This window comes from Leifsonia poae (assembly GCF_050632195.1).
In the GTDB taxonomy this organism is placed as follows: domain Bacteria; phylum Actinomycetota; class Actinomycetes; order Actinomycetales; family Microbacteriaceae; genus Leifsonia; species Leifsonia poae_C.
On record NZ_CP192580.1, the window covers coordinates 2,369,852 to 2,388,925 of the forward strand.

The following is a 19,074-nucleotide window of genomic DNA, read 5'->3' on the forward strand; positions in this document are numbered from 1 at the left end:
TCTACGCTGAGCCCAAACGCGGGGAGGGTTCCGGATGAGCACTGACGCTGGAGAGCGCGCGGCGCCGTCCGTGCGCACCCTGCTCGCGCTGAGCATCCCTGCCGTGCTGATCGGTGTGGTCTCCGCGCTCACGCTGTGGGCCCTCGACGAGGTCGCGGACGTCCTCGACGCGGGTCTCTGGCAGGGGCTTCCCGGTGCGTTAGGGATTGATCCCGCGTCCGGTTGGTGGATATTCGCGGTGCTCACCGCGACCGGTATCGCCGTCGGGCTCGTTATCTGGCTGATGCCCGGCCACGGTGGTCGGGATTCCGCGACGACTGAGCTGGTCGCGCCTCCGCTGAAGATTGCAGCACTGCCGTCACTGATCGTCGTCACGATCCTCGCTCTGGCCGGCGGAGTGAGCCTCGGCCCCGAGAATCCGATCATCGCGATCAACACGGGCATCCTGGTCTGGCTGGTCGCGCGCCTGTGGAAGGCGGTGCCGACGGACCTCGTCGTGCTCATCACGGCGGCCGGTACGATCGGCGCCCTGTTCGGCACGCCGGTAGCGGCCGCGCTCATCTTCACCGGCATCGTCGCGGCCCTCAAGACCGGTGGCGCCCTGTGGGACCGGCTCTTCCTCCCGCTTGTGTCGGCGGCGACGGGATCGCTGGTGATGCTGCTGCTCGGGCATCCGCAGTTCACGATACCGATGCCTGCATACACAGCCGTCCAACCGATCGACCTGTTGAGCGCCATCGTGATCGGGATGGTCGCCACACTGATCGGACTCGTGGGCGTTCTCGCGTTCCCCCACGTCTACAAAGCCTTCCATGCCCTTCGGAATCCGCTCCTCGTCACCGCTGCCGGCGGCGTGGTGCTCGGCATCCTGGGTGCGATCGGCGGCCCGATCACGCTCTTCAAGGGTCTCGAACAAATGGCCGAGCTGGTCAAAGATCGGGCGCAGTATCCGGCGTCTCAGCTGCTGCTGATCGTGTGCGTGAAGCTCGTCGCTCTCGTCATCGCTGCGGCCTCGGGGTTCCGTGGTGGCCGCATCTTCCCATCCGTGTTCATCGGGGCTGCGGTGGGTTTGCTGGCCGTTGCGCTCGTCCCGAGCATTCCGCCGGTGGTCGCGGTCGCATCCGGGATTCTCGGGGTCGTTCTCGCGGTCGGGCGCGACGGCTGGATCGCAATCTTCATCGGCGTCGTCGTCACGGGCAGCATCGCCATTCTGCCCGTGCTGTGCCTGGTGATCCTGCCCACCTGGCTGATGGTCACGTGGGCACCCCACATGGCGATCGTCGCACCGAGCGAACTGCCCGGCACGGAACGATCCGAGAAGGCTCCGGCCTAGGCGGACTTCTTCGCGGCGCGGGCGGTGGGGAACGATCGTCGGAGCGGCGTTCTCGAGCACCGCCTCGCGCGTCACGACGACGCGGGCGACTTCGCTGCTCGAAGGGACCTCGAACATGATCGGCCCGAGAACCTCTTCCATGATGGCCCGCAGACCGCGAGCACCCGTTTTGCGGAGAACCGCGAGGTCGGCGATCGCTTCCAGGGCGGGCTGCTCGAAGTCGAGCTCGACGCCGTCGAGTTCGAACATGCGCTGATACTGCCGCACGAGCGCGTTCTTCGGCTCGGTCAGGATCTGCATGAGCGCCTCCTGGTCGAGCTGCGTCACCGTGGTGACGACAGGAAGGCGCCCGATGAACTCGGGGATGAGGCCGAACTTGTGGAGGTCTTCGGGAAGCACCTCGCTGAACAGGTTGACGTCGTCGCCCTTGCTGTGCAGCGGGGCGCCGAAACCGATGCCCTTCTTGCCCGCACGCTGGGAGATGATGTCTTCGAGCCCCGCGAACGCGCCCGCCACGATGAACAGCACGTTCGTCGTGTCGATCTGGATGAATTCCTGATGCGGGTGCTTGCGACCGCCCTGCGGCGGAACCGACGCGACCGTGCCCTCGAGGATCTTGAGCAGCGCCTGCTGAACGCCCTCGCCGGAGACGTCGCGGGTGATCGACGGGTTCTCGGCCTTGCGGGCGATCTTGTCGACCTCGTCGATGTAGATGATGCCGGTCTCAGCGCGCTTCACGTCGTAGTCGGCAGCCTGAATGAGCTTGAGCAGGATGTTCTCGACATCCTCGCCCACGTAGCCCGCCTCGGTGAGCGCGGTGGCGTCTGCGACGGCGAACGGGACATTGAGCCGCTTCGCGAGAGTCTGGGCCAGATACGTCTTGCCGCAACCCGTCGGGCCGATCAGCAGGATGTTGCTCTTAGCGATCTCGACGTCGTCGATGACATCCGCCGAGGTGATCGTGGCGCGAGCGCGAACCCGCTTGTAGTGGTTGTACACCGCGACCGCGAGCGCACGCTTGGCGGCCTCCTGGCCGATGACGTACTCCTCGAGGAAGCCGAAGATCTCTTTCGGCTTCGGGAGGTCGAACTCGCTCGACGCCTCCTCGCCGGCTTCCGCCAGGCGCTCCTCGATGATCTCGTTGCACAGCTCGACGCATTCGTCGCAGATGTACACGCCCGGACCGGCGATGAGTTGCTGTACCTGCTTCTGGCTTTTGCCACAGAAGGAACACTTGAGCAGATCGGCGCTTTCCCCGATGCGAGCCATCCGTCACCCTCCTCCGGGTCTCTTCTGTCGAGCCTAACCTGTGCGAGCGACAAAGGTGCGCACCCCGGCCGCAAATGGTCATCGGCGCGTTCGCCGTCAGCGATCCTCCTGTTGCGCGCCCTACCGAGCAGGCATGCGGGTGCCGTTCAGAGGAGATGCCGCAGATAGCGCTCGGGCGAGTCGAGGTACGACCGCCAGTGCTGCACGAGCTCCAGCTCCTCCCACCCGCTCTCCCGGATGCCCCACTCCCCCACTTCGAGCAGCTTTGCGCCCGGTAGCGAGGCCAGAATCGGCGAGTGCGTCGCGCACAGCACCTGCGTTCCGCGACTCACCATCTCGCTGAGGTTCGCGAGCCATTTCCAGCGTCGAGCCGAACGAGAGTGCCGCCTCCGGCTCGTCGAGCACGACCAGACCGGCGGTGAAGTGCGGATGGTTGAGCTTGTTCTCGAGGAGGTCGTTGAACGACTCGCCGTGGCTCAGGGAGTGCAGGTTCGCATCCGGACTGCCCGGTAACGACTCGAGATACGTGTAATAGCCGTGCATGGTCTCGGCACGCAGAAAGAAGCCCCACTTGGGCGCGCCCACGCTTCGTTCGACCTGCAGCCATGAGCCGAGCGGCGACTCGGACGCGCGCGTCACATGCGATCCCTGATTGCTTCCGCCCTCGGGCGGCAAGCCGTAGGCCGCAGCGATTCCTTCGACGAGCGTCGACTTGCCGCTGCCGTTCTCGCCGATCAGGAAAGTGACACCGCGCGCGAGTTCGAGGCCGTCGCGCAGCACCTGCGCGACCGCGGGGATGGAGCCGGGCCAGCTCTCCGCATCCCAGGCCGCGTCGGTGTATGCCCGTACACGACGAACGGGGCGATCGTCGTACAGACGATCGCCCTGTTCGGTCATGCTGTCGAGGGTACTCGACAGTGAGTCGCTACTTGACCAGTGCCGGCAGCGTCTTGCGGCTGGTGAGCACCTGGTCGATCAGGCCGTACTCGAGGGCCTCTTCCGCCGACAGGATCTTGTCGCGGTCGATGTCCTTGTTGACCTGCTCCTGCGAGCGGTTCGAGTGACGAGCGAGCGTCTCCTCGAGCCAGGTGCGCATCCGGAGGATCTCCTTGGCCTGGATCTCGATGTCGGACGCCTGGCCCTGACCAGCCTCGCCAACGGCGGGCTGGTGGATCAGGATGCGGGCGTTCGGCAGCGCGAGCCGCTTGCCAGGGGTGCCGGCGGCGGTCAGCACGGCGGCAGCCGAAGCAGCCTGACCGAGCACGACCGTCTGGATGTGCGGACGGATGTACTGCATCGTGTCGTAGATCGCCGTCATCGCGGTGAACGAGCCACCGGGCGAGTTGATGTACATGACGATGTCGCGGTCGGGGTCCTGGCTCTCGAGCACGAGCAGCTGGGCCATGATGTCGTCGGCCGATGCGTCGTCGACCTGCACACCGAGGAAGATGATGCGGTCTTCGAAGAGCTTCGCGTACGGGTCCTGGCGCTTGTAGCCGTAAGCCGTGCGCTCCTCGAAGCTCGGCAGGATATACCGCGAGCCCGGCGCCTGGACGCCGTTGAAGGCCTGGCCGCCGAAGTTGGGGATGTTCATGTCTGTTCCTATTCCTTCCGGGGCCTCTACTTGGCGTCCGACGTGATGTCGGTTCCGCCGCCGCCGACGACCTCGGTCGCGGTCTCACGGATGTGGTCGACGAAGCCGTACTCGAGGGCCTCCTGCGCGGTGAACCAGCGGTCGCGGTCACCGTCGGCGTTGATCTGCTCGACGCTCTTGCCGGTCTGCGCCGCGGTGATCTCGGCGAGACGCTTCTTCATGTCGAGGATGAGCTGCGCCTGGGTCTGGATGTCGCTGGCGGTTCCACCGAAGCCACCGTGCGGCTGGTGCAGCAGCACTCGCGCGTTCGGCGTGATGTAACGCTTGCCCTTGGTGCCCGCGGTGAGGAGCAGCTGGCCCATCGAGGCCGCCATTCCGATTCCCACGGTGACGATGTCGTTCGGCACGAACTGCATCGTGTCGTAGATGGCCATGCCGGCCGTGATCGATCCGCCGGGCGAGTTGATGTACAGATAGATGTCGCGCTTGGCATCCTCGGCGGCGAGGAGAAGCAGCTTCGCGGCGATCTCGTTCGCGTTCTCATCCCGCACCTCGGAACCCAGCCAGATGATGCGGTCCTTCAGCAGTCGGTCAAAAACACTCGGTTGCATGCCCATATCGGCCATGTGTCGCTCCATTTCCTTGTCGCTTCGTGAATGAATCTATCGGAGCCAACGCGCCGCATCAGGCGTGTTCGCCCTGGGCAGAGCGGCGTGGCGCGAGCTCACAGCTAGAGCTCTTCCGCGTAGGCCGCGACGGCGCGTCCGTATTGCGGCAGACGGGGTGCGAGTGCGGCCAACGCGACGCGTAATGCCGCCGTCGGCTCACCCGCGTCGTGGAGAGCCAGCGCCAGGAAGGCGCGCGCAGCATCCGCCAACGGGTGCTCAGGATGCTCGGCAAGCTCACGCTGCAACAGCGCCACGCTCTCGTCCGCCCGGCCGAGATTGCGCAGGGTGCTCGCCAACTGGATCATCGCCTGCGCGCGCTGTGGCTCTTCGAGGCCGAGTTCGAGCGCCCGACGATACAGTGGCTCGGCCTCGGCCTCACGGCCTGCGAAGTCGCGGGCGCCTGCGGATTCGAAGAGCGCGACCGCATCCGTCTCGCCTCGCTCTGCCACGAGGGCGTCGATCGCTGCAACCACCTCGTCTTCGCTGTTCTCCCCCGCGGACCCCCACACGGCATCCACCCGTTCCTGCCACTCCATCGCGTCAGTCTCCCATCGAGAACGTGCCGGGGTACGCGAGAGGCCGGGAGCCTTGCGACTCCCGGCCTCTCGACGTGGACTACTTCTTCTTGGCGGCAGCCTTCTTCTTGGGCTTCTCTGCCTCGGCGGCCGGAGCCTCGTCGGCGGCCTCTTCGGCCTCTGCCGCGTCAGCGGTCTCGACGACCTCTTCGAAGATGTTCTCGCCGTCTTCCTCGTCCTCCGGGAGGGCGGTGAACTCGGTGAGGTCGACCTTGTTGCCGTTGGAGTCGGTGACGGTGGCCTTGCCGAGCACGATCGCGAGCGCCTTGTTGCGGGCGACCTCGCCGACCATCGACGGGATCTGGCCGTTCTCGCTGAGGATCTTCACGAACTCGTTCGGGTCCATGCCGTACTGAGCCGCACCCTGGATGAGGTACTGGGTGAGCTCATCCTGGCTGACCTTGACGTTCTCGGCCTGAGCGATCTCGTCGAGCAGGATCTGCGTGCGGAAGGTCTTCTCGCTCGACTCGGCGACCTCGGCGCGGTGAACGTCGTCTTCGAGACGGTTCTCCTGCTCCAGGTGGCGGTGAACCTCGTCTTCGACGAGCTGCTCGGGGACGGGGATCTCGACGAGCTCGAGCAGCTTCTCGACCAGCTGGTCGCGGGCGCTCGTGCCCTGCCCGAAGGTCTTCGAGCGGGCGGCCTGCTCGCGCAGGCTGTCCTTCAGCTCGCCGATGGTGTCGAACTCGCTGGCGATCTGCGCGAAGTCGTCGTCGGCATCCGGAAGCTCGCGCTCCTTGACGGCGGTCAGCGTGACGGTGATCTCGGCGGCCTCGCCCTCGTGGTCGCCGCCCATGAGCGGTGCCGAGAAGGTGGTGGTCTCGCCGGCGGTCAGCGTGTCGAGCGCCTCGTCAATGCCCTCGATGAGCTCGCCGGAGCCGATCTCGTAGGAGATGCTGTTGGCGGTGTCGACCTCTTCATCGCCGATCTTGGCGACGAGGTCGATCTGGGCGAAGTCGCCGGTCTTGGCCGGGCGGTCGACGGTGACGAGCGTGCCGAAGCGGCTGCGCAGCGTGTCGAGCTCCTCGTCGACGTCGGCGTCGGTGACCTCGGCCGCGTCGACGGTGATCTTCACGTCGTCGTACTTGGGCAGCTCGATCTCGGGGCGCACGTCAACCTCGATGGTCAGCAGCAGGTCGCCCGAGAAGTCGCTCTCGTTCGGCCACTCGGTGATGTCCGCCTGCGGGCGGCCCAGGGGCTTGATGTCGTTCTCCTCGACGGCCTGACGGTAGAACCCGTCGAGACCCTCGTTGACCGCGTGCTCGAGAACGGCGGCCTTGCCGACGCGCTGATCGATGATCGCGGGCGGAACCTTGCCCTTGCGGAAGCCGGGGATGTTCACCTGCTCGGCGATGTGCCCGTAGGCGTGGGTGATGCTCGGCTTCAGCTCCTCGGGCGTCACCGAGACGGTGAGCTTCGTACGAGTGGGGCTCAGCTTTTCAACCGTGGTCTTCACGTTGTTGGGTTCTCCTGTAGTTGAACGATGGTCATTCGCAAGGTCTGAGGTCTGGTCGGGGCGACAGGATTCGAACCTGCGACCTCCCGCTCCCAAAGCGGGCGCTCTAGCCAAGCTGAGCTACGCCCCGGGTTCGTAAGACCTCACCCGCCGGTCCGTAACCGCGACGCGACACATGCCGTCGAGGGCGAAAGACCACGCGCAAGTCTACTGTACGCGCGCCGCCCCGGGCGCGCCCGTCAAGCCCGTAGCGAAACCTGTACTACGATATCCTGGTGCCCGCTTCCGGGCGGCGCGGGGATGTAGCTCAATGGTAGAGCCTCAGTCTTCCAAACTGATTACGCGGGTTCGATTCCCGTCATCCCCTCCATTTTTTCTTCTTTCGAGAGAGTCCCATCGTGCCCAAGAGTGCGGTTTCGGAGATTCGACCGCCCTTTTTGGCATGTCTACGTGCGAACTGCCGGGCCCGAGCGAGCCTCGGTCAGCGGAGACTCACGGCAACTGCTCGCACGCGATCAGGTCGTTGTCCTGATCGAGGCGCGCGATATCGCCGTAGTAGGGGTAGTAGTAGTTGAACCAGGCTTGTGCTGCGGCGTGTGTGGAGAAGTCACCGCAATTCTTCGTGTCGCCCGGATTGGCCGGCGGTCCCGGTGGCGGCGTCACAGGTGGCGCTGTGCAGTCTCGGTGTACACCCGTGGTCAAGAACGTCCCGCCGCTGTAACTCAGGCTGACGTACTGGTTTGTGTCCTCGGCCGGCGTCGGACCCGCATACGTTCCGGACGCGTGGGCCGGCACCACAGCGCTGGTAGCGGCGCCGGAGGCGAGTCGGATCGTCAGAGTGATGGCGAAAGAATTCGGATTGGACACTGTGGCTGTCAGGCTCGGTGCCGGTGAACAGGTGAACGCAACACTGCCTGTTGGTGAAATCGGGCAGGGTGTCAGGCTCTCGGCCGCGCCTGACACCGAAGCCGGACCGCCGAGAATAGTGATTTGCGCCGGCGCCATAGCCTGAATGTCGGCGAGGATGTTCTGCGGGATGCAACTCCCCGGAATCACGTAGAGCGGCGCGCTGAGTCGTCCCGCAAACGGTGCTCCGGCAAGCGCGTCAGGAAAGTTCAATCCCGTCGCGAGAAACACTTGGTTCGCCGCGGTGAATGTGTCGTGGTTGATGTTTCGTGATGCGTCGAATCGGTCGGCTCCCGTGAGTCGGGTGACACCGCTTGGCAGGCCGAGGCCGGAGAGCGCCGTCTGGATGCCTGAAGACACGGAGCCGGGTCCACCTGCGATCGCAACATCATTGGGATGCAGCGACTTGATCAGATCCGTCGTCTCCTGAGCGACGGTCGCGTCATTGCCCGGCACAAGCAGCACAGGTGCCCCGCGCGTGCCCGCCGCCGCGCTCGCCGACAGCGCGTCAGGGAAATTCTGGCCGGTCGCCACGTACACCCGTGGCGCGCCTGTAGCGCCGAATGCGTAGCTCACGACGTTACGAGACGCCTCATAGCGCGTTGCGCCGGCCAGACGGACAATCGACGGCGTCAGGGTACTCAGCTGGAGGTACACAGCCGGCTGAACGGACCCCTCGCCACCGACGACGACGATCTTCTTGGGCTGCAATCGCTGCAGTTCCGCGAGCACGACGGCGGGAATGGCGTTTGGCATGACCAGCAACAAGGGGCCGCCACCGACCACGGCTGCCGGGGCGGCTGAGAGCGCGTCGGGATAGTCGGTGCCCTTGGCGATATAGACGACAGGCACCCCGGGTGTCCAGTTCTGTGAGATGTTCACTGCGACCGAGTAGCGGTCGGCACCCGCGATCCGATTCACGGCAGTGCCGGACGGTGCACCAGTGGGCGCGCTGCCCTTCGCTGGAACCGTCACCGCAGTGTCGCCGCAGTCGCCCGACAGCATGCTCTTCAGGGTCGCATCTTCGGTCGGGTCGACGGTGAGGTTCCACCTGTACTTGACCTGAACCCAGTCGATTGCGTATTGACACTGAATCGAGGCTTCGGGGGAAGCCAGTGCGCTGGATCCCGGTCGCCCTTGGACGAGTTGACGTTGTCTGTGACCGCCACAAGCGTCAAGTCGAAGTCGAGGTCGTTCGCGTAGTCCTTGCGTTCGTCTGCAGTCCAATTTGCTGCGCCCGATCGCCAGGCGTCGCCAAGAGGGACGAAGTGGTCTATGTCGACGTCGGACGGATTCGTCCAGACCGCGCCGTCGTACCACGAGTCCCACTCGCCAGCCGTAACAGTGCACCCGCTGCCATAGGTCACTGGGACTACAGACTCGGCGACCAGCACCTCCTGACGCGTGTCGCACCCGTTTGCGTCTGCATCAATCCAGAGTTCGAACTCCGACCGGCTGTAGGGCGCAGTCAGGTCGGCGGCGACTGTGAGTTCTCCCAGCACGGTGGCCGCAGTGGACACATCCCCGGGTGAGAGGGCGACCGGGGCGGCGGCGACTGCGGGTCCCGCGATGGCCACGATCGACGAGAGTACGAGGGCAACAGCACTGCCAATGGAGAGCGCGCGCAAAATGAGTCCGTTCGGGTTTGACTTGTTCACAAGCTTTCGCAGCGCTCAGTCTCGAGCTCGACGACCTTGTTAAACACTCGGGTCCGGTCATCATGGCAGCTAAGCGTTGCGTTGGCTTGTCCCCGTTGTGAGGGCATCGGGCCGCTTCTGGCACGACTAAGCACGAACGGCCGGGTCCCGAGGGGCCCGGCCGTTCGTATTCAAGCGTCGTCTAGCGCTACTCGGTGCCGACGGCCTTGTCGGCGGAGTCGCGGGCGCCGTCGATCTGCTCCTCGAACTTGTTGCCGGTGACCTTCTTGGCCGCGTCGGCGACGCCGTCGAGGAGCTTGTCGCTGATGTCCTCTGCCTGCTCGCTCTTGAGGGCATCCTTGACCGCGTCGCTGTCGAGGAATTCTTTGGCCTTGTTGGTGATGTCGTCCAGACCAGCCATTGCGCACCTGCTTTCTGTCAGCCGAGCTCTTTGGCCCTCATTCTGACCTCGACACGAGGAACCGACAAGGGCTGCCGCCAAGTCAGCGCTGCAGGTAAGCCAGAACGGCGAGAACGCGCCGGTGATCGGATCCTGAGTCCTCAAGTCCCAGCTTCTGGAAGATCGAAGTGACGTTCTTCTCGACGGCTCCCACACCGATGACGAGTCGACGGGCGATGCCGGCGTTGGTGCGCCCTTCCGCCATCAGCTGCATGACCTCGGTCTCGCGCGGAGTCAGCGCCGCGAGAGGGTCGGTTCGGCGCACGAGAAGCTCGCGCACGACCTGGGGGTCGAGAACGGTGCCACCGTCGGCCACGCGCGTGATCGCATCCTTCAACTCGTCGAGGGAGGCGATGCGATCCTTCAACAGGTAGCCGGTGTAGCCGTTGCCCGCAGAGAGCAGTTCCTGCGCATACGTACCTTCCACGTACTGGCTGAGAAGCAGTACGGCGGTCGACGGATGCTCCTGCCGCACCTTGATCGCGGCCCGCACGCCTTCGTCGCGGAATGTGGGCGGCATACGTACATCGAGCACCGCGACATCCGGTCGCGTCTCGTCGATCTCGGCCAGCAGGCTGTCGGCGTCACCGTACGCGCCGACCGTGTCGAACCCGGCCTCGTCGAAGAGCCGGATGAGCCCCTCACGCAGGAGAACGGAGTCGTCGGCGACGACGACGCGAAGGCTGGAGGGGTCTGACACCCCTCCAGCCTAGAGCGCCGCTTCAGGCCGACGGCACCGGGATGTGGGCGCCGATCTGGGTCGGCCCGCCGACGGGGCTGTCGACGACGAGGTCTCCACGGAGGCCGCGCACGCGCTCGTCCAGGCCGCGCAATCCGTGGCCGTCGAGGAGCGTCGCCCCGCCCTTTCCGTTGTCGGTGAGCCAGACGTCCAGCCAGGTCACGCCCGCCGCATCCGTGCGCAGGTCGATGAACAGCCGCGCCGCCGTCGCCTCGGAGTGCTTCGCCAGGTTCGTGGCCAGCTCGGCCGCGACGTAGTACGCGCTGCGCTCGAGCTCGGGCGAGAACCGGGTTCCCGGTGCGATCGCCGTCTCCAGCTGGATCGGAATGGGGCTGCGAGCGACGAGCGACTCGACCGCGACGATGAGACCGCGGTCCTGCAGGATGGGCGGGGCGAAGCCGCGGGACAGCGCTCGCAGTTCCTCGAGCGTGTCGCGCGCCTGAGCGCCGGCCTCGGCGAGGATCGCCCGAGCACCCTCCGGATCGCTGTCCAACTTGCGTTCGGCCGTCGCGATGTCCATCTGCAACCGGATGAGCCGCTGCTGCGGTCCGTCGTGCAGGTCGCGCTCGAGGCGGCGCAGCGCCTGATCCTCGGCGGTGACAGCCGCACCGCGGGAGGCGGACAGGTCGGCCACCTCCCGCTGGAGCGCCTCAGAACGCCACGCGCCGAGCACACCGGCCGCGATCCCGTGGTGCATCAGGGTCAGTCCCCGGGTCACGAACGGCAGAGTCGCGGCGAAGACCACGCCGAGGATCAGCTGCAGGATGTTGTCCCCCACTCGCGGATCGAAGGTCGACTGCGTGCCGAACGCCCAGTCGACGATGGTGCGAGAGAGGAAGAAGTCCCGGTCACCCTGCGGGATGAAGCCGTACCAGATCCAACTCGTCAGTCCGCCGAGCGCGATCGACGCCCAGACGATAGTGACCGTCCAGGAGAAGATGCTCACGATCGGATTGATGATCATGGTGTGCAGCAGGTACAGCCAGTAGTGGCCGTTGACGAACGGTCCGAACGCCGAGCGCCAGAAAGTGCGCGGCTTGTTCGCGGGCTCCCACTGCGGCCGTGTGATCTCCGGCCGCCCGGCCCAGTTCAGCCGCACGAGCTCGAGCGTGCCGAAGCCGCGCACCGTGTAGAAGGTGCCGATGAGGATGAACAGGCCGACGTAGATGACGAGCGTGCCGACCCCCGTCCAGAAGAGCGATTGCGTCACTGCGAGTCCGACGATTGCGATCGGCATGGTGAGGAGCAGGAAGCCGAGCTCGCGGGGGACGCCCCGCCACAGCATCCCGTAACCCCGTCCCGCGCTCTTCGCGTTCTCGACGGGCTCTCCGGTTGTCGTCACGCCGTCAAGCGTGCCAGAGGTTTCAGTGGTCATGGGACATCTCCTGGGATCGGGGTTCGCCGGGCATGCATCCAGCCTCGCGAACGGGCCCGCGCCGCAGTATCGGGGAGACAACCGAACCCCTCGGGGGGATATCCCCCGGTCTCCGTAACGCACGGCCGGGCCAGGCGAACCTTACTTAGCACAGGCTCAGCTTCGTTGCGGAATTCTCCCAGCCGCGTAGCGTTGACCCAGGCAAACGAAAGGACGCCCCATGACGGATGTGACCGTATCCCAGAGTGTTTCCAACCCGGACGTCGCTGCCGGAGTCGCACAGTTCCTCACTCCCGTGGTGATCGACCTCACCGCCCTCGTCGTCAACGGCAAGCAGGCGCACTGGCATGTTCGCGGAGCCAACTTCATCGGCGTCCACGAGCTGCTCGACGACATCGTGGCCCACGCTCAGGACTGGGCCGACACGGCCGCCGAGCGGATCGTGGCCCTCGGCCTCCCGGTCGACGCGCGCCTCGGCACCGTGGCCGCCAAGACCAGCACCAAGGAGTTGACCGCGGGCTTCCGCCAGTCGAACGATACCATCGCCGAGGTCATTGCTCAGATCGACGCCGCCCTTGCCAGCGTGAACACCGCGGTGAAGGAACTGGACGAGCTCGACCAGACCAGCCAGGACGTCGCGATCGAGATCGCCCGTGGCCTGGACAAGGACCGCTGGTTCCTGTTCGCGCACATCAGCGAGTAGTTCCGCGACGACGTCGCACGCAGAAAGGGCCGCCCGCTTCGGGCGGCCCTTTCTGCGTGTGCGTACTGATGCGTCACCGGAGCGTGTCGTACGTGAAGGCGCCGGCCAGCAGTGTCGCTGCGACGGGCATGGAGCGCAGGGCGCCCAGGCTGCATCCGAAGGGATCGTCGTCGAGAACCGCGATGTCGGCCGCCGCCCCGACGGCGAGCTCCGAACGGACCGACGAGGCAAGTGCGACCCGTCTTGCGATGGTCTGCTCCGGATGCCAGGGCTCGCGCCCGCCACGCGACCGCGAGACGGCCGCCGCCATGGCGATCCAAGGATCGAGGGGCGCGACCGGGGCATCCGATCCGAACGCCAGACGCACACCAGCCCGGTGGAGCGCTGCGAGCGGGAACGCGCGCTCGGTGCGTCCTGGCCAGAGTGCATCGGCGACATCCCGATCGTCCATCGCATGCTCGGGCTGCACGCTGGCGACAACGCCGAGACGCGCGAAACGCGGCACATCCTCGTCGGTGAGCAGTTGGGCGTGCTCGATGCGGCCGGTGCACCCCACGGCCTCGAACGCATCCAGTGCGATGCGATTCGCGTGGTCGCCGATGGCGTGAATCGCGGGCTCGATGCCGTTCGCCGCGGCGAGGGACATCCACGACACCAGCTCATCGGGCATGAGGTTCTGTACTCCCCGACCGCCGTCCGGATACGGGTCGAAGCAGTACGCGGTGCGGGTGTTGAGGGATCCGTCGGTGATGACCTTGTACGGCCCGACCGTGAGACGGCCTTCGGTGCCCGGGATGCGCGTGCCCGTGCGCAGTCCGCTGTCGATCGCCGGCTGCAGGTGATCGGTATAGATGCCGAACTCGACGCGAAGGGAGTCGAAGCCGCCGGCGATCCGCCGCTGCCAGACGTCGAGGTTCCAGCCGTACTCGAGGTCGACGACGCCGACGACGCCTCGAGCGGCGGCGGCTCGGCCCGCATCCTGAGCCCAGCGGTCGAGGGTCTCGTCATCGGCCGCGGCGAGTCGCGTCGTCACCGCGAAGCTCGCGTCTTCGCGAAGAACGGCGGCCTCGGGATGCGCGGCGGTCTCGGGCGCGAAGAGCCGGGCTGCCGCTGTGTTCAGCCAACTGCAGTGCAGATCCCCCGCGATCAGCACGGCCGGGCGATCTCCGGCCGCCGCGTCGAGCAGGTCGCGGGTCGGGACGTCGGGCCAGAGCGCGTCGTGGAAGCCGAAGCCGATGATCGGGCCGTCGTCCGCATCCTGAACCGCGTGCTGACGCACCAGTTCGGCGGCCTCGGCTGCGGACCCGACGCCCGACACGTCGAGACGACGCGCCGTCTGCGCCCACTGGGTGAAGTGCACGTGCTGGTCCCAGAGGCCCGGAATCACCCAGCGACCGTCGAGCGCCACGACCTCGTCGCCTCGGAGCCGACCGGCGGGCGCGATCTGTGCGATCTCCCCACCCTCGATCAGCAGGTCGACGGTGCCGTCGGCGGTGGGCAGACGCCCGCCGCGCAGCACCAGGCTCATCGGGCGGCGCGCATCCGGTCGTGCACGCGCCGCATTTCGGCGGCGAGAGCCGTGCTTGCGTAAGGGCCGTCACCCTCGAGCTCGGCGACGATGCGGTCGACGGTGTGCGCCGGCTGGTTCTGGCTCATCTTGCTCTTCGCGACGATGCGGGTGGGAGTGAGCCGCAATCCGACCGTGCCGGACGAGATCCGTTGGGCGTAAGCCGCATTCTCGGGAGTGCCCTCCATGCGCCGCGGGTTCGGCATTGGGTCTTCGAAGTGGTCGACGAGCTTGCCGAGCACCCGGAAGTTCTCTTCGTCGCTCAGGATCTCGGGAACGCCACTCAGGTGGGCGACGATGAAGTTCCAGGTGGGCACGGCGGGCTTCGGGTCGTACCAGCCGGGAGAGATGTAGCCGTGGGGCCCCTGGATGATGACCAGCAGTTCGTGCTCGCCGAGCTCGTGGAGCTGCTCATCCGGACGCCCGACGTGGGTGACGATAGAGAGTTCTTCGCGAGACTCGTCGACGAGCACCGGGTAGTGGGAGGCGACGAGCCCCTCCGAAGTGTTGCTGACGAGCGTCGCCCACGGGTTGTCGCGGATGAGCCGCTTGATCTCGGTGGGATCGGCCAGCGTGAAGCTCGGATTCTGTCGCATCGTCTTCCTGTCGTGTCGCCTGATCAGGCCTGATCCACCGGGCACCAGTACAGCTTGCGGGAGCCCATCATCTCGAGCAGGATGTTCGTTCCGCACACCCGGCAAGGCAGGCCCTCGCGCTTGTAGACCCAGTGCCTGTCGTCGCGGGATGCCATCGCCTTGCGCAGCGCATCCTCGTCCAGATCGTCCATCGTGAGCATCTGACCGGTCTCGACACCGACCGTCAGGAGCTTGGCCCAGTCACGCCACAGCGCCCGCGCGGTCTCTTCCGGCACCTTCTTGCCCGGGGTGTGCGGGTTCAGGCGCGCGCGGAAGAGCAGTTCGGCGCGGTAGACGTTGCCGATGCCGCTGACGACGGACTGATCCATTAGGAGCAGCCCGATGGGGCTGGGCTTCTTGCGTACCGTCTCGACGAAGCGGTCTTCGATGGCCTGATCGTTCTCGAGCAGCGGGTCGGGGCCGAGCTTGGCGATCACCGCATCCACCTCGGCGGGGTCGAGCACCTCGCACGCGGTCGGCCCGCGCAGGTCGGCTACCGCGGTGTCGCTCAGCAGACGCACCCGCACCTGGCCGATCGGCTCAGGCGGGAACTCAGTGATCTCCGGCTCGAGCTTCTCGGATTCGGCCATCCTGAGCCGAGTTCGACGTGGCGCTCCGATGCTGTGCAGCGAGTTCTCGCCCGCCGAGTCGTACACGGTGCCGCGCTGATTGGTCTGGCCCATGCGTCCGTTCGCGGAAGCGATGGTCGGGTCGACCGAGATGTCGCCGGCGAAGTCCCAGGCGCCGTACATGCCGAGGTGGATGCGCAGCCACAGGTCGTTGTCGAACTCCAGGAACATCTGCTTGCCGACGGCCTTCGCGTCGGTCATCACGTGCCCGTCGATACGACCGGCACCCTCGGCGAAACGCCCCTGCGGGGAGGACGCCGCGATCCGGTGCCCCACGAAGTTCTGAGCGAACTGGCGCGCGATGCGGTGGACGGAGTGACCCTCGGGCATCAGCGGTCCACGTTCTTACCCGCGATGTCGCCGGTGGCCTCGTACTCCGCGAGCTGAGCGATGCGACGCACGTGCCTCTCCTCTTCAGAGAACGGCTCACCGATGAAGGTATCGATGAAGCTCGTCGCTTCTTCGACCGTGTGCTGCCGGGCGCCGATCGAGATCACGTTGGCGTCGTTGTGCTCGCGAGCCAGCTTGGCGGTGCTCTCGTTCCAGACGAGCGCTGCCCGCACACCCTTCACCTTGTTCGCAGCGATTGCCTCTCCGTTGCCCGACCCACCGAAGACGATGCCGAGCGCATCCACGCCCGCTTGCTGATCGAGGACGACCGCATGAGCGGCGTTGATGCAGAACGCCGGGTAGTCGTCGATCGGGTCGTAAGACTGCGGTCCGTGGTCGACGACCTCGTGTCCGGCGGCCGACAGATGCGTCTGAAGGTGCTTGCTGAAGTCGAGACCGGCGTGATCGGTGGCGATGTGGATGCGCATGGTGCCAGTTTAGGGAAACCCGCCGACGAAACCGCTCGCCGCATCCGTCACCGGCGATCGGTCTAGGGTTGTTTGTTGGACACGATCCACACACGAACAGCCGAAGGAGTCAGCGTTGCCCGGAGAAAACCTCACCCGCGTCGAAGCCCAGGAGCGTGCAGCGCTCGTCAGCACCCACAGCTACGACGTCACCCTCGACCTGACGACGGGCCCCGAGACCTTCTTGTCGACGACGACAGTGACGTTCTCCGCGTCCGAGGGCGCATCCACCTTCATCGATGCGATCACCCGCACCGTGCACTCGGTCACCCTGAACGGCGCCGAGCTCGACCCGGCCGTCGTGAGTGATGGCGTCCGCATCCAGCTCGACGGTCTGAAGGCCGAGAACGAGCTCACCGTCGTCTCCGACGCCATCTACACGAACACGGGCGAGGGCCTGCACCGCTTCGTCGACCCGGTCGACGGCGAGGTCTACCTCTACAGCCAGTTCGAGGTTCCGGATTCGCGGCGCATGTTCGCCGTGTTCGAGCAGCCCGACCTCAAGGCCGCTTTCACCTTCACGGTCACCGCGCCCGCGCACTGGGCCGTTGTGAGCAACTCCCCCACCCCCGAGCCGACGGATGCGGGCGACGGCAAGAAGACCTGGGCGTTCGCTCCCACCTCGGTCATCTCCTCATACATCACCGCCCTCATCGCCGGACCGTACGTGTCGGTGCACAGCGAGCTGACCAGCCGCGACGGGCGCACAATTCCGCTCGGCGTCTACGCACGCAAGAGCCTCGCCGAGTACCTGGATGCCGACTACATCTTCGAGAAGACCCGCCAGGGCTTCGAGTTCTACGAGGAGAAGTTCGACTACGCGTACCCGTTCGAGAAGTACGACCAGCTCTTCGTTCCCGAGTTCAATGCGGGAGCGATGGAGAACGCGGGCGCCGTCACGTTCACCGAGACCTACGTCTTCCGCTCGAAGGTCACCGACGCCATCAAGGAGCGTCGCGTGGTCACGATCCTGCACGAGCTCGCACACATGTGGTTCGGCGACCTGGTCACCATGAAGTGGTGGAACGACCTGTGGCTGAACGAGTCGTTCGCCGAGTACGCCTCCACCCTCGCCACCGCCGAGGCCACCGAGTGGCACGAGGCGTGGACGACCTTCGCCGCCATGGAGAAGAGCTGGGCGTACAAGCAGGACCAGCTGCCTTCGACCCACCCGATCGTGGCGACCATCAACGACCTCGAAGACGTGCAGGTCAACTTCGACGGCATCACATACGCCAAGGGCGCATCCGTGCTCAAGCAGCTCGTCGCCTGGGTCGGCCAGGATGACTTCCTCGCCGGTGTCGCCCAGTACTTCAAGAAGCACGAGCACTCGAACACCGAGCTGCGCGATCTGCTCGTCGAGCTCGAGGCCACGAGCGGTCGCGACCTGACCGAGTGGTCGCAGCAGTGGCTCGAGACCGCCGGCGTCAACACCCTGCGTCCCGAGATCGAGGTGGATGCCGACGGCAAGATCACCTCCTTCGCCGTGCTGCAGTCTGCCCACCCCGACTACCCGACCATCCGCCCGCACCGCCTCGCCATCGGGTTCTACAACCTCGTCGGCGGCAAGCTCGTACGCGACCACCGCATCGAACTCGACGTCGACGGTGAGCGCACCGAGGTCGCCGAACTCGTCGGGCTCGCGCGTCCCGCGCTCGTGCTGCTCAACGACGACGACCTCGCATACGCGAAGATCCGTCTCGACGACGAGTCGCTCAAGGTCGCCATCGAGCACCTCTCCGAGATCGAGAGCCCGCTGGCCCGGTCGCTCGTCTGGGGCGCGGCCTGGGATGCGACGCGCGACGCCGAGACATCGGCGAGCGACTACGTGCGCCTGGTTCTCGGCAACATCGCGCCCGAGACCGAGTCGACCACCATCCGCACCACGCTCAGCCAGCTTGTCCTCGCTGCGGGATCATACGTCGCACCTGCGAAGCAGGGATCGACGGTTCAGGATGCGGCATCCGCGCTCTGGACCCTCGCCCAGCAGGCCGAGGCCGGCAGCGACGCCCAGTTCCAGTTCGTCAAGTTCTTCGCCGCCCTGGCGTCGACGGATGAGCAGCTCGCCACGATCGCGGCCCTCCGCGACGGCGAGACCAAGCTCGACGGGCTCACGGTCGACACCGACCTCGCCTGGGAGCTGTTGATCGCGCTCGTCGCCGGCGGCAAGGCGGGCAAGGCGGAGATCGACGCGGCCCTCGAGGCGGACAACACGGCCAACGGTGCGCAGTTCGCTGCGCAGGCCGCCGCATCCGCCCCCACTATCGAAGGCAAGCAGGCGGCCTGGGATTCGGTGTTCGCTAGCGACAACCTGCCGAACACGATCGTGCGCTTCACGGGCCTCGGGTTCCAGCGCGCGGCCGACAAGAGCGTGCTCTCAGCGTTTGTCAAGCCGTACTTCGACTCGCTGCAGAGCGTGTGGGAGTCGCGCAGCTACAAGATCGCCGAGTACCTCGTCGCGGGCATGTATCCGGCACCGTTGGCGAACGCCGAGCTGCGGGATGCGACCCGTGCCTGGCTCGACGCGAACCAGGAGCCGGCCGCCCTGCGCCGCCTGGTCGTCGAGAACTTGGCGGGCGTCGAGCGCGCCATCGCCGCCCAGGAGCGCGACGCCAAGTAGGCAGCTTGAGAACGGGCGCGGGATGGTACTTCGGTACCATTCCGCGCTTTT

17 protein-coding genes, 2 tRNA genes and 1 pseudogene are annotated in these 19,074 nt (G+C 66.2%); 4 read left to right on the forward strand and 16 right to left on the reverse strand.

Annotation, left to right across the window (positions count from 1 at the left end):
- Positions 1-34: 34 nt before the first annotated feature.
- Positions 35-1,333 carry an ion channel protein gene (locus ACQ86A_RS11985; protein ID WP_431277274.1) on the forward strand — a complete coding sequence of 433 codons (1,299 nt, stop codon included), beginning with the start codon at positions 35-37 and terminating at the stop codon, positions 1,331-1,333.
- Positions 1,334-1,345: 12 nt separating this feature from the next.
- On the opposite strand, the pseudogene clpX reads toward ACQ86A_RS11985, so the two are convergent.
- The 7 genes and pseudogenes from clpX to ACQ86A_RS12020 form a co-directional block, all read right to left on the reverse strand.
- Positions 1,346-2,602: pseudogene (clpX, locus tag ACQ86A_RS11990) on the reverse strand (ATP-dependent Clp protease ATP-binding subunit ClpX); the annotation flags it as partial.
- A 120-nt stretch (positions 2,603-2,722) separates the two neighbouring features.
- Positions 2,723-3,499: an AAA family ATPase gene (locus tag ACQ86A_RS11995; RefSeq protein ID WP_431277275.1), complete on the reverse strand. Its 777-nt coding sequence runs from the start codon at positions 3,497-3,499 to the stop codon at positions 2,723-2,725.
- A 28-nt stretch (positions 3,500-3,527) separates the two neighbouring features.
- A complete protein-coding gene (locus tag ACQ86A_RS12000) occupies positions 3,528-4,196 on the reverse strand; it encodes an ATP-dependent Clp protease proteolytic subunit (RefSeq protein ID WP_431277276.1) in 669 nt (222 codons plus the stop codon).
- 26 nt (positions 4,197-4,222) lie between these two features.
- Positions 4,223-4,822 carry an ATP-dependent Clp protease proteolytic subunit gene (locus ACQ86A_RS12005; RefSeq protein ID WP_431277277.1) on the reverse strand — a complete coding sequence of 200 codons (600 nt, stop codon included), beginning with the start codon at positions 4,820-4,822 and terminating at the stop codon, positions 4,223-4,225.
- Positions 4,823-4,926: 104 nt separating this feature from the next.
- Positions 4,927-5,400: a tetratricopeptide repeat protein gene (locus tag ACQ86A_RS12010; RefSeq protein ID WP_431277278.1), complete on the reverse strand. Its 474-nt coding sequence runs from the start codon at positions 5,398-5,400 to the stop codon at positions 4,927-4,929.
- Between the two features lie 79 nt (positions 5,401-5,479).
- Positions 5,480-6,895: a trigger factor gene (tig, locus tag ACQ86A_RS12015; RefSeq protein WP_431277279.1), complete on the reverse strand. Its 1,416-nt coding sequence runs from the start codon at positions 6,893-6,895 to the stop codon at positions 5,480-5,482.
- A 52-nt stretch (positions 6,896-6,947) separates the two neighbouring features.
- Positions 6,948-7,025: transfer RNA gene (locus ACQ86A_RS12020), tRNA-Pro, on the reverse strand.
- Positions 7,026-7,191: 166 nt separating this feature from the next.
- Here ACQ86A_RS12020 and ACQ86A_RS12025 point away from each other — a divergent pair.
- Positions 7,192-7,265 (forward strand) — tRNA-Gly (locus ACQ86A_RS12025).
- A 122-nt stretch (positions 7,266-7,387) separates the two neighbouring features.
- Here ACQ86A_RS12025 and ACQ86A_RS12030 read toward each other — a convergent pair.
- From ACQ86A_RS12030 to ACQ86A_RS12050, 5 genes are all read right to left on the reverse strand, one after another.
- Complete coding sequence (locus ACQ86A_RS12030) at positions 7,388-8,806, reverse strand: cell wall-binding repeat-containing protein (protein WP_431277280.1); 1,419 nt, start codon at positions 8,804-8,806, stop codon at positions 7,388-7,390.
- A gap of 5 nt (positions 8,807-8,811) precedes the next feature.
- Positions 8,812-9,459, reverse strand: coding sequence for an HNH endonuclease family protein (locus ACQ86A_RS12035; RefSeq protein WP_431277281.1), 648 nt, complete (start codon positions 9,457-9,459; stop codon positions 8,812-8,814).
- A gap of 187 nt (positions 9,460-9,646) precedes the next feature.
- Positions 9,647-9,859 (reverse strand): Rv0909 family putative TA system antitoxin, encoded by a 213-nt coding sequence (locus tag ACQ86A_RS12040; protein WP_431277282.1) that lies wholly within the window; start codon positions 9,857-9,859, stop codon positions 9,647-9,649.
- Positions 9,860-9,941: 82 nt separating this feature from the next.
- On the reverse strand, positions 9,942-10,598 hold the full coding sequence (locus ACQ86A_RS12045) for a response regulator transcription factor (RefSeq protein WP_431277283.1): 657 nt from the start codon (positions 10,596-10,598) through the stop codon (positions 9,942-9,944).
- Between the two features lie 22 nt (positions 10,599-10,620).
- Positions 10,621-12,012 (reverse strand): sensor histidine kinase, encoded by a 1,392-nt coding sequence (locus ACQ86A_RS12050; protein WP_431277284.1) that lies wholly within the window; start codon positions 12,010-12,012, stop codon positions 10,621-10,623.
- 220 nt (positions 12,013-12,232) lie between these two features.
- Here ACQ86A_RS12050 and ACQ86A_RS12055 point away from each other — a divergent pair, with 220 nt between their 5' ends.
- Positions 12,233-12,715, forward strand: coding sequence for a Dps family protein (locus tag ACQ86A_RS12055; RefSeq protein ID WP_431277285.1), 483 nt, complete (start codon positions 12,233-12,235; stop codon positions 12,713-12,715).
- 73 nt (positions 12,716-12,788) lie between these two features.
- On the opposite strand, the gene ACQ86A_RS12060 is transcribed toward ACQ86A_RS12055, so the two are convergent.
- The 4 genes from ACQ86A_RS12060 to ACQ86A_RS12075 are packed head-to-tail and all read right to left on the reverse strand — an operon-like array spanning position 12,789 to position 16,364.
- Positions 12,789-14,243: an amidohydrolase gene (locus ACQ86A_RS12060; protein WP_431277286.1), complete on the reverse strand. Its 1,455-nt coding sequence runs from the start codon at positions 14,241-14,243 to the stop codon at positions 12,789-12,791.
- The gene (locus ACQ86A_RS12065; protein ID WP_431277287.1) at positions 14,240-14,878 is read right to left on the reverse strand and encodes an FMN-binding negative transcriptional regulator; all 639 of its coding nucleotides are present in this window, start codon (positions 14,876-14,878) and stop codon (positions 14,240-14,242) included. Before ACQ86A_RS12065 ends, ACQ86A_RS12060 begins: the two co-directional genes overlap by 4 nt.
- Positions 14,879-14,901: 23 nt before the next feature.
- Positions 14,902-15,876, reverse strand: coding sequence for an Fpg/Nei family DNA glycosylase (locus tag ACQ86A_RS12070; protein WP_431277288.1), 975 nt, complete (start codon positions 15,874-15,876; stop codon positions 14,902-14,904).
- Positions 15,876-16,364, reverse strand: coding sequence for a ribose-5-phosphate isomerase (locus ACQ86A_RS12075; protein WP_431277289.1), 489 nt, complete (start codon positions 16,362-16,364; stop codon positions 15,876-15,878). Before ACQ86A_RS12075 ends, ACQ86A_RS12070 begins: the two co-directional genes overlap by 1 nt.
- Before the next feature lie 115 nt (positions 16,365-16,479).
- Here ACQ86A_RS12075 and pepN point away from each other — a divergent pair, with 115 nt between their 5' ends.
- Positions 16,480-19,023 carry an aminopeptidase N gene (pepN, locus tag ACQ86A_RS12080; protein ID WP_431277290.1) on the forward strand — a complete coding sequence of 848 codons (2,544 nt, stop codon included), beginning with the start codon at positions 16,480-16,482 and terminating at the stop codon, positions 19,021-19,023.
- The last annotated feature ends 51 nt before the right edge of the window (positions 19,024-19,074 follow it).